This window comes from Burkholderia sp. FL-7-2-10-S1-D7, assembly GCF_001524185.1.
In the GTDB taxonomy this organism is placed as follows: domain Bacteria; phylum Pseudomonadota; class Gammaproteobacteria; order Burkholderiales; family Burkholderiaceae; genus Burkholderia; species Burkholderia diffusa.
This window is the reverse complement of the sequence record NZ_LOWY01000011.1, coordinates 304,627-318,882: the sequence shown is the minus strand read 5'-3', so window position 1 is coordinate 318,882 and position 14,256 is coordinate 304,627. Positions and strand designations below refer to the sequence as shown.

Sequence of the window (14,256 nt, the reverse complement as noted above, 5' to 3'; positions counted from 1 at the left end):
ATCGCGGACAGCCGCGACACGGCCACCGGCGAGCGTCTCGACAACCTGGAAGACCCGTACCGTCTGTTCCGTTGCCATACGATCATGAACTGCGTCGACGTCTGCCCGAAGGGCCTGAACCCGACGAAGGCGATCGGCAAGATCAAGGAACTGATGGTTCGGCGCGCGGTTTGAAGTTCGTGATGAGCGACGATTCGCATCAATCCGACCCGCACCGTCGCGCGCGCCTCCGCTGGCGCGCGCGGCGGGGTCTGCTGGAAAACGACATCGTATTCGAGCGTTTCTTCAGCAGATACGAGCATGACCTCACCGATGCAGACGTAGGCGCGTTGTCGCGCCTGCTCGATCTGAGCGACAACGACCTGATGGACTTGCTCCTCGCGCGCAAGGAACCAGAGGGCGACCTAGACAGCCCGGACGTTCACAGGCTGTTGGAGATGCTGCGCAACGTTTAACGCGTTACGCCCGTTATCGAATCCCGTTTCTTTATTTCGATTGAGGATGTGCCATGACTCCGTCTGATGTTAAAGCCACGCTATCGTTCAGCGACAACTCGCCGAGCGTCGAAATGCCGATCTACAAGGGTACGATGGGCCCGGACGTGATCGACATCCGCAAGCTGTACGGCCAGACCGGCAAGTTCACTTACGACCCGGGCTTCATGTCGACGGCTTCGTGTAATTCGGCGATTACGTACATCGACGGCGACAAGGGCGAACTCCTGTACCGTGGTTATCCGATCGACAACCTCGCGCAGAACGCAGACTTCCTCGAGTCCTGCTACCTGCTGCTGAAGGGCGAACTGCCGAACGCGGCGCAGAAGAAGGAATTCGTCGACACCGTCACGAAGCACACGATGGTGCACGAGCAGATGCACTTCTTCTTCCGTGGCTTCCGCCGCGACGCGCACCCGATGGCGATCCTGGTCGCGGCAGTCGGGGCGCTGTCGGCGTTCTACCACGACTCGCTCGACATCAACGATCCGCGTCACCGCGAAGTGTCGGCGATCCGCATGATCGCGAAGCTGCCGACGCTCGTCGCGATGGCGTACAAGTACAGCATCGGCCAGCCGTTCGTGTATCCGAAGAACTCGCTGTCGTACAGCGCGAACTTCATGCACATGATGTTCTCGAACCCGTGCGAAGAGTACAAGGTCAACGACGTGCTCGTCCGCGCACTCGACCGCATCCTGATCCTGCACGCCGATCACGAGCAGAACGCATCGACGTCGACGGTCCGCCTCGCCGGCTCGTCGGGCGCGAACCCGTTCGCGTGTATCGCTGCCGGTATCGCATGTCTGTGGGGCCCGGCGCACGGTGGTGCGAACGAAGCCGCGCTGAACATGCTCGAGCAGATCGGTTCGCCGGACAACATCCCCGAATTCATCAAGCAGGTGAAGGACAAGAATTCGGGCGTGAAGCTGATGGGCTTCGGTCACCGCGTGTACAAGAACTACGACCCGCGTGCGAAGCTGATGCGCGAAACGTGCTACGAAGTGCTGAACGAACTCGGCCTGCACGACGACCCGCTGTTCAAGCTCGCGATGCAGCTCGAGAAGATCGCGCTGGAAGACGAATACTTCGTGTCGCGCAAGCTGTACCCGAACGTCGACTTCTACTCGGGTATCGTCCAGCGCGCGCTGGGCATCCCGACGTCGATGTTCACGTGTATCTTCGCGATGGCACGTACGGTCGGCTGGATCGCACAGTGGAACGAAATGATCGCGGATCCGGAACAGAAGATCGGCCGTCCGCGTCAGCTGTTCATCGGCGACACGCCGCGCGAAGCGAAGCCGCTCAACGCACGTTAAGTCGTGCGCGGCGCGAACGGCCGCAAGGCCGCTCGCGCCGGGCAATCGCAACGCCCCGACACCCCGGTGGGTTTATCCCGCCGGGGTGTTTTCATTTGCGCGCCGGATTTGCGCGATGCTCCAGCGACGGCGGCCGCATGTCGAGCGCCGTCGCGTCTTCGTCGGGCGCGTGGCCGTGCTGCAGGAAGAACTGCCGGTACGCGCCCGGCGTCATCCCGCGCGCGGCGAGGAACTGGCGGTTGAAGTTCGCGGCGTTCGGAATGCCGCAGCGCGCGGCCACTGTCGAGATCGGCCAGTCGGTGGCGACGAGATGACGGCACGCATGCGCGAGCCGCAGCCGCTGCACGTAGCGGCCGACGCTTTCGCCGAGGTGCCGGACAAACAGGCGCTGCAGCGTGCGCTCGGACATATGCGCGGCAGCGGCGAGCGCATCGATGCGCAGCGGTTCGTGGAAGCGCCGGTCGATCGCATCGAGCACGCGATCAAGGCGCTCGGCTTCGGGCGCGGCCGCGTCGGCGCGCGCTGTCGTGCCGTCGGGCCGGCCGTACGCATGCGCGGTGGCGAGCGGCTCGCCGCCGGCTTCCGCGAGATCGGCGAGCGTGTCGAGCGCGGCCGCGAGTCGTACGCGCGGAGCGGGATCGAGCAACTGCGGCAGCCGTGCGCGCATCGCGCGGGCCGTGTTGGTGTCGAAGTGCAGGCCGGGCGCCGCGCGCCGCAGCAGCGAGCGCAGCGGCGCGTATTCGGGGCAGCAGTCGGCGAGCCGCCGCACCCAGTCGCCATCGAACCAGACGACGAGCGCGACTTCCGGCGCATCACGATCGATGCGTGCATTTGACGACCACGTGTGCGGCAGGTTGGGCGGCACGAGCACCAGATCGTCGTCCGCGTAGCGCGCGACGTGGTCGCCGATGAAGCGCTGGCCGCGGCTGTTGAGCGTCAGCGTCAGTTCGTATTCCGGGTGGCGATGCCATTCGAACGGGATGCGCGCGAGCTGACGGTGATACACGCGGATCGAACAGCCGGGGGCGAACGTCACATGCTCGTATTGCGGCTTCATCGCGACCTCCGGGTCGAGCGAGGCAACGCGCCGTGGCATGATCGTGATCGATCGTCACGACGGGAGCGATGCCATGTTTTCACATGTTTGCGTAGGCGTCAGCGATACCGCGCGCGCGTACGACTTCTACGCGCCGCTGCTCGCGCAACTCGGGCTGCGTCTGAAGTTCAGCGAGCCGGACGGCTGGTCGGGCTGGATGCCGGCCGATACCGACCGGCCGCTGTTCTTCTTCGGCCGGCCGCTCGACGGCCGTGCGCCCGAACCGGGCAACGGCCATACGATCGCGTTCGCCGCCCCGTCGCGCGCGCAGGTCGACCGCTGTCATGCGCTCGCGCTGCAGCAGGGCGGCACCTGCGACGGGCCGCCGGGCCTGCGGCCGCACTATCACCCCGACTACTACGGCGCGTATTTCCGCGACCCGGACGGCAACAAGCTGTGCGTGGTCTGCCATCACCCCGAGTAGCGCGTGATTGTCAGGATTGTATCGATAGTTGACCGGATAGTGTCGATGACGGTGGCGCGTCGGCCGTACGCTGAATGCTCACCACGACACACGATTCAGCGAGGAGACGACGATGCACCTGACGATTGACGATCTGCCGGCCGCGATCCGCGCGGCAAAAAGGGCGCTGCGCGCCGATTTGCCCGGTTACGCGGCCACGTTCCGAGAACTGGAGGGCGACATCGCTCGGCAGGTCGACGCGATCCGCCGCGCGCACGCGCAAGGCCGCGACGTGATTCCGGTGCTGCGATTCGCGGATATCGCGAACGACACCGTCGATCCGCAGGCGATCGCCGCGATCCGTACGCATGGCGCGGCGGTGATCCGCGGTGTGTTCGACGCGCAGCAGGCGCGCGACTGGAACGACGAGATCGGCGCCTATCTGGATGCGAACCGCTTCGCCGAGCGGCTGCATGCGCGTGCCGAGGACCGTTATTTCGGCAACCTCGCGTCGGGCAAGCCGCAGATCTACGGCGTCTACTGGTCGAAGCCGCAGGTGGCCGCGCGCCAGTCGCCGGCCCTCACGCAGGCACGCGTGTTCCTGAACCGCCTGTGGCGTCATGCAGACGGCCCGCGCAGGCATTTCGATCCCGACCAGGTGCCGGCCTACGCGGACCGGATCCGCCGCCGGCCGCCGGGCTCGACGTCGCTCGGACTGTCGCCGCACGTCGACGGCGGTTCGGTCGAACGCTGGCTCGGCGCGAATTTCCGGCAGGTCTATCGCCACGTGCTGGCCGGCCGCTGGCGCGATTACGATCCGTTCGACGCCGCGTTCCGTCCCGACGTCGAGGAAATCCCGTCGCCGGCCGTGTGCTCGATGTTCCGCACGTTCCAGGGTTGGACCGCGCTGACGCCGCAAGGGCCCGGCGACGGCACGCTGCAGCTGATCCCGGTCTCGAACGCAATGGCGTACGTCGTGCTGCGTGCGCTGCAGGACGACGTCGCCGACGACGACCTGTGCGGGGCGCGTCCGGGGCGCGCGCTGTCGATCTTGCCCGAATGGCATGCGCTGCTGCTCGACGCGCTGGTGCCGATCCCGCACATGGAGCCGGGCGATGCGGTGTTCTGGCACGGCGATGTCGTGCATGCCGTCGAGGATGCGCATCGCGGCAGCGGCGACAGCAACGTGATGTACATCGCGGCCGCGCCCGGTTGCGCGAAGAATGATGCGTACCTGCAGCGCCAGCGGCTCGCGTTCCTGCGCGGCGACAGCCCGCCCGATTTCCCGGCTGATCATTTCGAGGTCGATTTCGACGGACGAGGCGGCGAGGGCAATCTGACGGCGCTGGGGCGGGCGCAAATGGGGTTCGTGCCTGTCGCGGCATGACGGACGCAGCGGACGCATCGGCCGCTCCGGTACCCGCGTCCGGCGCGTTTGCGCCTCGCCCGCCAGCCGTCTGCCGAATCCGCTGCGTCCCGCTTGCAATTCGACGCGATCGGCTGCGGGCACGCCCGAATTCGACGCGAATTGCGCAATTTGGCTTCCGATAATGGTCCGGACACAACGCAGCTGCCCCGTGCGCCGCATGGGGGGCAGCGTGACCATGGAGGAGTCGATGCAATTCACGCAAGCGATCGTTCGCCGTCCCGCGCCGTCCTGCGGCGCGGGTCTCACCACCGCCGCGCTGGGCGCGCCCGACTACGACAAGACGCTCACGCAGTTCCACGCCTACTGCGACGCGCTGCGCGGCCTCGGCGTCGAACTGACCGAACTGCCGCCGCTGGACGCGTTCCCCGATTCGCACTTCGTCGAGGACGTCGCCGTCGTCACCCCCGAATTCGCGGTGATCACGCGCCCCGGAGCACCCGCGCGGCGCGGCGAGACGGCACACATCGAAGCAGCGCTCGGCGCGCATCGCGATCTGCTGCCGATGCAGGCGGGGCGCCTTGACGGCGGCGACGTGATGCAGGTCGGCAAGCGCTTCTACATCGGCCTGACGGGCCGCACCGATGCCGAGGGCATCGCCGCGTTCGAGTCGCTGGTGTCGCGCTACGGCTATGCGGTCGTCGCGGTGCCGGTCGGCGCCGGCCTGCATCTGAAATCGGTGGTCAACGCGCTCGGCGACGACACGCTGCTCGTGACCGAGGCGCTGGCCGAGCATCCGGCGTTCGCCGACTATCGCCGGATCGCCATCTCGGCCGCCGATGAATACGCGGGCAACACGTTGCGCGTGAACGGCACGCTGATCACACCGGCCGGCTATCCGCGCGTGCACGACGCGATCGGCTCGCTCGGATTGCCGCTGCATGTGATCGACACGAGCGAGTTCCGCAAGATGGACGGCGGCCTGACCTGCCTGTCGCTGCGCTTCTAGCCGATTGGCGCGCGGCCGCTTCAGCCGGATAATGTGGCCCCCGCGCGGAACTGGAGGAGATGCTCCGCGCACCAGCCACGACCCGACCGGAGCGAACGCCGATGACCGACAAGAAGATGCAGCTCGACAAGATCGACCTCCGGATCCTCGACATCCTGCGCACCGACGGACGGATTTCGTACCGGAAGCTGTCGGAGCTCGTGAACCTCACGCCGCGCCCATGCCAGGCACGCGTCGAGCGGCTCGAGGCGCTCGGCGTGATCGAAGGCTATCGCGCGGTGATCAAGGCGCCGCGTGCGACCAAGCCGATCGTCGTGATCGCGCAGATCGTGCTGGCCGACCACGGGCGTTCGCAGGCGCCGTTCGAGGACGAGATGCGGAACAACCCGGCGGTGCTCGACTGCTGGCTCGTCAGCGGCACGTTCGATTTTCTCGTGCGGCTCGCATGCGAGGATCTCGACGAATACCGGCGGATCGCGAACATGTGGCTGGAGAGTCAGCGGTTCCGGATCGAGAAGATCGTGACGACCGCCGAGTTGCAGGCGATCAAGCGCAGCGTCGTCTGACTTGGCCGTGCGGCCCGGCGTGCAGGACTGGTTTTCGACGCGAACAACCGGGCTGATCGATTTGTATTCCGAATCAATCGGAGCGGCCCGAATCCAATCAGGGTGAACACTATGGATGCTTTGCAAGCGGCAGTGGAGACGGCCGCGCCGTCCGGGACGGCGCTGAAGCGCCGGCTGCAGAGCCGCCACATCGCGATGATCGCGATCGGCGGCTCGATCGGCACGGGGCTGTTCGTCGCGTCGGGCGCGTCGGTCGCGCAGGCGGGGCCGGGCGGCGCGATCGCCGCGTATGTCGCGATCGGGCTGATGGTCTACTTCGTCGTCACCGGGCTCGGCGAGATGGCGGCGCTGATGCCGGTGTCGGGCTCGTTCGCGATCTACGGCGAGAAGTACGTCGACGAAGGCTTCGGCGTCGCGCTCGGCTGGACCTACTGGTACAGCTGGGCGGTGACGATCGCGATCGAACTCGTCGCCGGGCAGATCGTGATGCGCTACTGGTTTCCAGCCGTGCCGGGCGTGTGGTGGGGCGCGGGGTTCCTGGTGCTGATTTTCCTGCTGAACACGCTGTCCGTGCGCGGCTTCGGGGAATCCGAATACTGGTTCTCGCTGATCAAGGTCGTCACCGTGATCGCGTTCATCGCGGCGGGGTTGTTGATCGCGGCTGGCCTGCTCGGCAACGGGCATCCGGTCGGCTGGCGCAACTTCAGGACCGGTGATGCGCCGTTCGTCGGCGGCGTGCATGCGATGATGAGCGTCGCACTGATCGCGGGCTTCTCGTTTCTCGGCACCGAGCTGGTCGGGATCACGGCCGGCGAATCGGAAAACCCGCGCAAGACGATCCCGCGCGCGGTGAAGCAGATCTTCTGGCGGATCATGCTGTTCTACGTGCTCGCGATCTTCGTGATCGGCCTGCTGGTGCCGTACACCGACCCGAACCTGCTGAAGAGCGACGTGACCGACATCGGCGTGAGCCCGTTCACGCTCGTGTTCAGCCATGCGGGCTTTCCGCTCGCCGCGGGCGCGATGAACCTCGTGATCCTGACGGCCGTGCTGTCGGCGGGCAACTCCGGCACGTATGCGGCCACGCGGATGCTGTACAACCTCGCGGCGGAAGGCCGTGCGCCCGCGATGTTCGCGACGCTGTCGCCGGGCGGCGTGCCGCGCAACGCGCTTTACGCGACGTTGGCGGTGGGCGGGCTGTGCTTCCTCACGTCGCTGACCAACAACCAGCGCATCTATCTGTGGCTGCTCAATACGGTCGGCATCACCGGCTTCATCGCGTGGCTCGGCATCGCGGTCTGCCACTACCGGTTCCGCAAGGGCTTTCTGAAGCAGGGCTACCGGCTCGATCAACTGCCGTATCGCGCGAAGTGGTTCCCGTTCGGGCCGCTGTTCGCGATCGCGATCTGCATCGTGATCTCGCTCGGGCAGGATTACCAGGCGTTCTTCGCCGCCCGCATCGACTGGATGGAAGTGTTGTCGATCTATGTATGGATCCCGCTGTTCGTCGCGATCTGGTGGGCGTATCGCCGCGTGCGCAAGAGCCGGCTCGTGCGGTACGAGGAGATGGAGATCGGGCCGTGGCTGACGCGCCCGGTCGGCGACGCGGAGGAAACGCGCGAGCGGTAGTCGCGCGGCGCATGGCGTGCGTGCGGCGGCGGCCCGGGATACCATCGCGTTCGCGCAGCGTGTCGGAGAGGGCCTCCGGCACGTTGCGCGTTTTCCGATCGATTCCGCGTCCAGCACACAACATGACAACACAGCCGAACCGCGTTTCTTCCCCTTCATTCGTTTCCGCCGCCTGCGTGCACGAGCTTGCCGATGCCGTGCGCACGGCGGAGCGCCGCGCCGTCGACCTGGCCGACGACGCGCTCGCGCGTCTCGCGGCGATCGCGCCGCTCAATGCGATGGTGCACGTCAATGCCGAACTCGCGCGCCGCACGGCCGAGCACGTCGATGCGCGCGTCGCCCAAGGCGCCGTGCTGCCGCTTGCCGGCGTGCCGTTTGTGATCAAGGACAACCTCGATACCGCCGGGATGCCGACACTCGGCGCGAGCCCGGCGGTGAGAGGCTATCGGGCGGCCGCGGACGCGCTGACCGTGCGGCGCCTGCTTGACGCCGGCGCGGTGCCGCTCGGCAAGGCGAACATGCATGAGCTTGCGTTCGGCATCACAAGCGGCAACCGGCACTTCGGCGCAGTCGGCAATCCGCATGATCCGCGGCATATCGCCGGCGGGTCGAGCGGCGGCACGGCGGCGGCCGTCGCGGCCGGTATCCCGTTCGGTCTCGGTACCGACACGGGCGGCTCGGTGCGGATTCCGGCCGCATTCTGTGGTGTCTACGGATTGCGGCCGTCCGCGCAGCGCTATTCGGCGCACGGCGTGCTGTCGCTGTCGCCCACGCGCGACACGGTGGGGCCGATCGGTCATGGCATCGACGATCTGCTGCTGCTCGACGCGGTGCTGACGCGCGACGACAGCGCGGCGACCGCACCCGAATGGCCGCAGTTGCGCATTGGCGTGCCGGGTGCACCGTACTTCGACGAGCTCGATCCGGGCGTCGCTACCTGCATCGAGCGTGCGCTCGCGTCGTTCGCGGCGGCCGGCGCGACGCTCGTGCCGTTGCCGGCGATGCCGCTGCACGACGCCAGCGAAGCATGCGGCTTTCCGCTCGCGGGATACGAGGCAAACCAATACTGGCGCCGTTTCGCGGCGGAACGGCTCGGCATCCCGTTCGACACGTTCGTCGAGCGGATCGCGAGCGACGACGTGCGCGCGATCTTCCGGTCGTTCGTGTCCGCGCCGGTCGATGCCCAGACGTATGCGGACGCGATCGCGTGCCGTCAGCGTCTCGTGCGCTGGTACGACGACGCGTTCGGTACGCCGGTCGACTGCATCGCGATGCCCACGGTGCCGGGCGAGCCGCCGTCGCTCGACGACACGGCCGCGATGACCGCTGCGCAGGATGCGGCGCTATTCGCGCGCGTCGTACGCCAGACTTCGCCGGCGACGCTCGCCGGCGTGCCGTCCGTCTCGATCCCGGCCGGACGTTCCGCGCAAACGGCGCTGCCGGTCGGGCTGATGCTGGAAGGGCCATGGGGCGGTGATCGCCGTCTGCTCGCGATCGCCCGGCGGATCGACGCGCTGCTGCGGGACGATGCGGCGCGTGCGTGAGTCGCGGCGCTCCTGCCGCGTTCAGGCGAGATATGCCTTCATGAAGTCGACCCATGCACGCACTTTCTGCGGCACGTGCGGGGTCGACGGGTACAGCGCATAGACCGCCTGCGGCGGAAACCGGTAGCCGGGGAGCGCATCGACCAGCGCGCCGCTCGCGAGATCGTCGCGCACGAGCCATTCGGGCAGCAGTGCGACACCGCTGCCCTGCCGCGCGAGCACGCGCAGGACCGACGCGTTGTCGACCACGACGCGCGGCTTGGCGCCGGGCCGGAATGCGTGCGGGTTGCCGTCGCGATCGGCGAGCGGCCACGTGGCGATGCGCTCGAGCCGGGTATGGCCGAGCTGCGGCAGCCGGGCGAGCGTGTCCGGCGACTCGATGTGCGACAGGCCGGCCGCGGCGAGCAGTGACGGCGCAATAACGGGTCGCACTTCGTACGTCGCGAGGCACGCGCCGCGGTACGGCAGATCCTGGAACTGTTCGAGGCGGCCGAGCCGGATCGCCACGTCGACGCGCTCGCGCACCAGGTCGACCTGCGACGCATGCGTTTCGAGCCGCACGCGCAGCGCGGGATGCCGCTGCATGAACGTGTGCAGCGCGGGGGCGACGACCATCGTCCCGTACTCGACGGTCGACGTCACCCGCAGCACGCCGTGCATCCCGCCATGCTCGCTGCGCGCATCCTCGATCGCGTTTTCGGCTTCCTCCAGCACGCGCAGGCAGCGCGCGTGGAAGCGCTCGCCCGCGTCGGTCAGCTCGACGCGCCGCGTGGTGCGCGTGAGCAGGGTGACGCCGAGCTCGGCTTCCAGTTGCTTGATGTTGAAGCTCACCGCGGCCCGGGCCTGGTTCAGCTGGGCAGCGGCGGCCGTAAACGACCCTGCTTCCACGACGGCGCGGAAGACGGCGAAACGATCGAGACTCACCATGGCGTGTCGGATACGAGACGGAAAACCGACATGGTGCCCTGATTGTCAAAATTTTTCGACCAGTCTTGCCGTCCGGCCGGGCTTATCGACGTGCGTGGCGAACCTTACACTGCGGCGTTTCGTTCGTTTTCCGCCGCCATGACCGATCGCTCGAAAATCGCCGCCGTCTACCTGCTCGGGTTCGCGATCGATCTCGCCAACATGTTCGTCATCAACGCCGCCTATCCGACGATCCAGCGCGAGCTGCACGCGTCGATCGCGCAACTGGCGTGGATCGGCAACACATACGTGCTCGGGCTGACGGTCGTGATCCCGCTCGGCACGTGGCTCGCGCGACGCTTCGGCGAGCGCCGGCTGCTGATCGCGTCGCTGCTGCTGTTCGCGCTGGGTAGCCTCGGCGTCGGCCTGTCGGCGTCGATCGGCGCACTGCTGGCATGGCGGCTGATCCAGGGGCTCGGCGGCGGATTGCTGATCCCGGTCGGGCAGACGATGGCCTATCGCGCGTATCCGCCCGATGCGCGGGCGCACCTGACGTCGATCGTGATGATGGTCGCGCTGCTCGTGCCGGCGCTGTCGCCGGCGCTGGGCGGCGTGGTCGTGGATCGCGTGTCGTGGCGGGCGATCTTCTTCGGCATGCTGCCGCTCGCCGCGGTCACGAGCATGCTCGCGTTCGCGTGGCTGCCGGCCGACGAACCGGATGGCAGCCCGCCGGCGCTCGACGTGCGCGGCCTCGGGCTGAGCGCCGCGGCACTCGTTGCGCTGCTGCTCGGCCTGACGTTCGCGGGACAGCCGGGCGCGGGTCGCGACGCGTTCGTTCCGCTCGCGATCGCGCTCGTCGCCGGCGGTGCGTATGCCGCGCACGCGCGCCGGGCGGCTGCGCCGCTGCTCGACCTGCGCCTGGTCGCGCAGCCGCTGCTGCGGATCGGGCTGATCGTCTACCTGTGCGTGCCGGGCGTGTTCACCGGCGTGAACCTCGTCGCTGCGCTGTATCTGCAGAACGCACTCGGGCTCAGCGCGACACACACGGGCGCGCTGATGGTGCCGTGGGCGATCGCGTCGTTCGTCGCGATCGCGACGACGCGCCGCTGTTTCCCGAAGTGGGGGCCGAAGCCGCTGTTCATGTGCGGGATCGCGATCGACGCGATCGGGATCGCGTTGCTCGCGACCCCGCTTGCCGGTTTCGAGGCCGGGCGCGTGCTCGCGTTCGTCGCGATGGGGCTCGGCGCCAGCATGTGCACGAGCACGTCGCAAAGCGCGGCGTTTCTGGACGTCCCCGCCGCGCGAATGGGCGACGCGAGCGCGTTGTGGAACATCAACCGGCAACTGAGCTTCTGCCTCGGCGTCGCGGTGCTCGGCAGCGCGTTGAACTTCCTGCTGTCGATGCACGGGGACGACGGGCCGCTGCCGTACCAGCAGTGTTTCGGCCTGGCCACGCTGGCGACGCTGCTGCCGCTGCCATTCGTCGCGCGCCTCGCCGCGCACCGTGCGCCCGCCGGGCGTGCGGCTTCTCAACGTTCGTGAGTGTCGAGATGAATTCGTCAAACCCGTTTTTCCAGGAAGTGGTCGACGCACACGTCGACATCGAGCAATGGTTGTCCGGCAGCGCGGCGCGCGACGGGCTCGCGCCGCTGCTCGCGCGCTTTTCGCGGGACTTCTCGATGATCTCGCTGCACGGGCATGCGCTCGACTACGCGGATATCGACATCCTGTTCTCGCGCGGCTTCGGCGCGCGGCCCGGCCTGCGGATCGCGATCGACGAACTGCACGAAGTGAGCGCGTGGCAGGGTGGCGCGACGATCGCCTATCGCGAGACGCAGACCGACGCGGCAGGGCGGCGAACCGTGCGCCGTTCGACCGTCGTGTTCGAGCGCGACACGGATGGCCGCATCGGCTGGCTGCGCCTGCATGAGACGCCGGTGACGGGCTGACCGTTACCCGCAACGCCTGCCGCCCGCCGCGCGGCGGCAGGCGCACGCTCCTCCGAGCGGCATACCAACCAGAAACCTGAGAGATGACAATAAAAGCAATCGACATTGCGCGTCGCGAGGACGCGCGGCCGCATCGCGTCCGCAATCGGGGGCGCGCATGACGGCACCATCGTTCACCGATGCGGTGGCCTCGCTCGTGCGCGAAACCGAGGTGCACAAGGACCTTTATCTGTCGCCGCGCATCTTCGAGCTGGAGATGCGCCATCTGTTCTGGAACACCTGGGTCTATGTCGGCCACGTCAGCCAGATTCCGGCCACGGGCGACTACGTGACGACGACGATCGGCGCCGAGCCGGTCGTGATGGTGCGCCACGTCGACGGTTCGGTGCGGGTGCTGCACAACCGCTGTTCGCACAAGGGCACGCAGCTGGTAACGGATGCCTCCGGCAACACGGGCACATTCTTCCGCTGCCCGTACCACGCCTGGTCGTACCGGACCGACGGCAGCCTCTACGCGATTCCGCTGCGGCGCGGCTACGAAAACACGGGCTTCGAATCGTGCGAGGCGAGCAAGGGCATGCAGGCGGTCGGCGCGAGCCATGAGCATCGCGGTTTCGTGTTCTGCCGCCTCAGCCAGTCCGGTGTCGATTTCGATACGTACTTCGGCAATGCGCTGTCGTCGCTCGACAACCTCGTCGATCGTTCGCCGGAAGGGCGCGTCGAAGTCGCGGGCGGCGTGTTCCGCTACGTGCACGGATGCAACTGGAAGATGCTGGTCGAGAATCAGACCGACACCTGTCATCCGATGGTCGCGCACGAGTCGTCGGCCGGCACGGCCGTGCGCGTGTGGGAGCGTGACGGCACGCAGCAGGCGAAGCCGATGGCGGTCGAGTTGCTGGAGCCGTTCATCCAGCCGCACGCGTTCTTCGAGCAGATGGGGTTGCGCGTGTGGCCCAACGGACATGGTCACACCGGCACCGCCGATTCGATTCACGCGCGCTACACGCCGATTCCCGGCTATCACGAGAAGATGATCGCGGCCTACGGTGAAGCGCGTGCCGCGCGGATTCTGGGCGAGGTGCGTCACAACACGGTGCTGTTTCCGAATGCGATGGTGAAAGGGCCGATCCAGATCCTGCGGGTATTCAAGCCGCTGGCGGTCGACCGCACGCTGGTGGAGTCGTGGTCGTTTCGTCTCGTCGGCGCGCCCGATTCGCTGTTCGAGCGCACGCTCGCCTACAACCGCCTCATCAACGCGCCGACGTCGATCGTCGCGCACGACGATCTCGAAATGTACGAACGCGCACAGCGCGGCCTCGCCACGCAGGCGCGCGACTGGGTGCATGTCGGGCGGCTGTTCGATCCCCAGGAATTCGCGCAGCCGACGTCGGAAACGAACGGCACCAGCGAGCAGCAGATCCGCAACCAGTTCCGGGCATGGCTGCAGTACATCGCGCCCGTATCGACGCAGGAGGCAGCAGATGCGCGCATTTCCGCACGATGAGCTCGTCGCGTTCGTCTATCGCGAGGCGCGCCTGCTCGACGACCGGCGCTACGAGGAATGGCTCGCGCTCTACGCGGACGACGCGCGTTACTGGATGCCGCTGTCGCCGGATCAGCCCGACACCGGGCTGCACGGCGCGCTGATGGACGAGGACCGGCTGCTGCTGCGCATCCGCATCGAGCGGCTGGCCGGGCGCCGGACGTTCTCGCAGCAGCCGGCGAGTCGCGGTCATCATCTGCTCCAGCAGCCGCACGTCGATCAGGCCGACCACGAACGCGGCGCCTATGTGCTGCGCACGCCGTTTCACTACGTCGAAACGCGACGCGACGAGCAGACGCTGTTCGCCGGCTGGTACACGCACGAACTCGCGGTATGCGACGACACATTGCGCATTCGCGTGAAGCGTGTCGATCTCGTCAATGCCGACGCGCCGCACGGCAGCATTCACCTGCCTGTCTGACCGCGTGCGGCCAG

14 protein-coding genes and 1 pseudogene are annotated in these 14,256 nt (G+C 67.5%); 13 read left to right on the top strand and 2 right to left on the bottom strand.

Features of this window, described 5'->3' with window-relative positions:
* From sdhB to gltA, 3 genes and pseudogenes are all read left to right on the top strand, one after another.
* Positions 1-174 (top strand): annotated as a pseudogene (gene sdhB, locus WS75_RS04215) (succinate dehydrogenase iron-sulfur subunit); the annotation flags it as partial.
* Positions 175-182: 8 nt separating this feature from the next.
* A complete protein-coding gene (locus tag WS75_RS04210) occupies positions 183-455 on the top strand; it encodes an FAD assembly factor SdhE (protein ID WP_059450790.1) in 273 nt (90 codons plus the stop codon).
* A gap of 53 nt (positions 456-508) precedes the next feature.
* The gene (gene gltA, locus WS75_RS04205; protein WP_011881720.1) at positions 509-1,810 is read left to right on the top strand and encodes a citrate synthase; all 1,302 of its coding nucleotides are present in this window, start codon (positions 509-511) and stop codon (positions 1,808-1,810) included.
* A 91-nt stretch (positions 1,811-1,901) separates the two neighbouring features.
* On the opposite strand, the gene WS75_RS04200 is transcribed toward gltA, so the two are convergent.
* Positions 1,902-2,867, bottom strand: coding sequence for a helix-turn-helix domain-containing protein (locus tag WS75_RS04200; protein WP_059679312.1), 966 nt, complete (start codon positions 2,865-2,867; stop codon positions 1,902-1,904).
* Between the two features lie 73 nt (positions 2,868-2,940).
* Here WS75_RS04200 and WS75_RS04195 point away from each other — a divergent pair, with 73 nt between their 5' ends.
* The 6 genes from WS75_RS04195 to iaaH all read left to right on the top strand — a co-directional run bounded on the left by WS75_RS04195 (position 2,941) and on the right by iaaH (position 9,423).
* Positions 2,941-3,330 carry a VOC family protein gene (locus tag WS75_RS04195; protein ID WP_059679311.1) on the top strand — a complete coding sequence of 130 codons (390 nt, stop codon included), beginning with the start codon at positions 2,941-2,943 and terminating at the stop codon, positions 3,328-3,330.
* 112 nt (positions 3,331-3,442) lie between these two features.
* Entirely contained in the window at positions 3,443-4,696 is a 1,254-nt protein-coding gene (locus tag WS75_RS04190; RefSeq protein ID WP_059679279.1) for a DUF1479 domain-containing protein, read from the top strand.
* Positions 4,697-4,925: 229 nt separating this feature from the next.
* Positions 4,926-5,684: a dimethylarginine dimethylaminohydrolase family protein gene (locus WS75_RS04185; RefSeq protein WP_059679310.1), complete on the top strand. Its 759-nt coding sequence runs from the start codon at positions 4,926-4,928 to the stop codon at positions 5,682-5,684.
* Positions 5,685-5,785: 101 nt separating this feature from the next.
* Positions 5,786-6,250: an Lrp/AsnC family transcriptional regulator gene (locus tag WS75_RS04180; RefSeq protein WP_059524722.1), complete on the top strand. Its 465-nt coding sequence runs from the start codon at positions 5,786-5,788 to the stop codon at positions 6,248-6,250.
* A gap of 111 nt (positions 6,251-6,361) precedes the next feature.
* Positions 6,362-7,879, top strand: a complete 1,518-nt coding sequence (locus WS75_RS04175; protein WP_059679278.1) for an amino acid permease — start codon at positions 6,362-6,364, stop codon at positions 7,877-7,879.
* A gap of 122 nt (positions 7,880-8,001) precedes the next feature.
* The gene (gene iaaH, locus WS75_RS04170) at positions 8,002-9,423 is read left to right on the top strand and encodes an indoleacetamide hydrolase (protein WP_059679277.1); all 1,422 of its coding nucleotides are present in this window, start codon (positions 8,002-8,004) and stop codon (positions 9,421-9,423) included.
* Between the two features lie 21 nt (positions 9,424-9,444).
* On the opposite strand, the gene WS75_RS04165 is transcribed toward iaaH, so the two are convergent.
* The gene (locus WS75_RS04165) at positions 9,445-10,350 is read right to left on the bottom strand and encodes a LysR family transcriptional regulator (RefSeq protein ID WP_059679276.1); all 906 of its coding nucleotides are present in this window, start codon (positions 10,348-10,350) and stop codon (positions 9,445-9,447) included.
* A gap of 138 nt (positions 10,351-10,488) precedes the next feature.
* Here WS75_RS04165 and WS75_RS04160 point away from each other — a divergent pair, with 138 nt between their 5' ends.
* The 4 genes from WS75_RS04160 (at position 10,489) to WS75_RS04145 (ending at position 14,242) form a co-directional block, all read left to right on the top strand.
* Positions 10,489-11,871 (top strand): MFS transporter, encoded by a 1,383-nt coding sequence (locus WS75_RS04160; protein WP_059679275.1) that lies wholly within the window; start codon positions 10,489-10,491, stop codon positions 11,869-11,871.
* Between the two features lie 8 nt (positions 11,872-11,879).
* On the top strand, positions 11,880-12,278 hold the full coding sequence (locus tag WS75_RS04155; protein ID WP_059679274.1) for a hypothetical protein: 399 nt from the start codon (positions 11,880-11,882) through the stop codon (positions 12,276-12,278).
* Between the two features lie 157 nt (positions 12,279-12,435).
* On the top strand, positions 12,436-13,782 hold the full coding sequence (locus WS75_RS04150; RefSeq protein WP_059679273.1) for an aromatic ring-hydroxylating dioxygenase subunit alpha: 1,347 nt from the start codon (positions 12,436-12,438) through the stop codon (positions 13,780-13,782).
* Positions 13,760-14,242, top strand: a complete 483-nt coding sequence (locus tag WS75_RS04145) for an aromatic-ring-hydroxylating dioxygenase subunit beta (RefSeq protein ID WP_059679272.1) — start codon at positions 13,760-13,762, stop codon at positions 14,240-14,242. Before WS75_RS04150 ends, WS75_RS04145 begins: the two co-directional genes overlap by 23 nt.
* The last annotated feature ends 14 nt before the right edge of the window (positions 14,243-14,256 follow it).

Excerpts from the sequence above, each read along its gene's own strand:
- WS75_RS04210 (WP_059450790.1), top strand. The coding sequence starts at position 183 with ATGAGCGACGATTCGCATCAATCCGACCCGCACCGTCGCGCGCGCCTC.
- gltA (WP_011881720.1), top strand. The coding sequence starts at position 509 with ATGACTCCGTCTGATGTTAAAGCCACGCTATCGTTCAGCGACAACTCG.
- WS75_RS04200 (WP_059679312.1), bottom strand. The coding sequence starts at position 2,867 with ATGAAGCCGCAATACGAGCATGTGACGTTCGCCCCCGGCTGTTCGATC.
- WS75_RS04195 (WP_059679311.1), top strand. The coding sequence starts at position 2,941 with ATGTTTTCACATGTTTGCGTAGGCGTCAGCGATACCGCGCGCGCGTAC.
- WS75_RS04190 (WP_059679279.1), top strand. The coding sequence starts at position 3,443 with ATGCACCTGACGATTGACGATCTGCCGGCCGCGATCCGCGCGGCAAAA.
- WS75_RS04185 (WP_059679310.1), top strand. The coding sequence starts at position 4,926 with ATGCAATTCACGCAAGCGATCGTTCGCCGTCCCGCGCCGTCCTGCGGC.
- WS75_RS04180 (WP_059524722.1), top strand. The coding sequence starts at position 5,786 with ATGACCGACAAGAAGATGCAGCTCGACAAGATCGACCTCCGGATCCTC.
- WS75_RS04175 (WP_059679278.1), top strand. The coding sequence starts at position 6,362 with ATGGATGCTTTGCAAGCGGCAGTGGAGACGGCCGCGCCGTCCGGGACG.
- iaaH (WP_059679277.1), top strand. The coding sequence starts at position 8,002 with ATGACAACACAGCCGAACCGCGTTTCTTCCCCTTCATTCGTTTCCGCC.
- WS75_RS04165 (WP_059679276.1), bottom strand. The coding sequence starts at position 10,350 with ATGGTGAGTCTCGATCGTTTCGCCGTCTTCCGCGCCGTCGTGGAAGCA.
- WS75_RS04160 (WP_059679275.1), top strand. The coding sequence starts at position 10,489 with ATGACCGATCGCTCGAAAATCGCCGCCGTCTACCTGCTCGGGTTCGCG.
- WS75_RS04155 (WP_059679274.1), top strand. The coding sequence starts at position 11,880 with ATGAATTCGTCAAACCCGTTTTTCCAGGAAGTGGTCGACGCACACGTC.
- WS75_RS04150 (WP_059679273.1), top strand. The coding sequence starts at position 12,436 with ATGACGGCACCATCGTTCACCGATGCGGTGGCCTCGCTCGTGCGCGAA.
- WS75_RS04145 (WP_059679272.1), top strand. The coding sequence starts at position 13,760 with ATGCGCGCATTTCCGCACGATGAGCTCGTCGCGTTCGTCTATCGCGAG.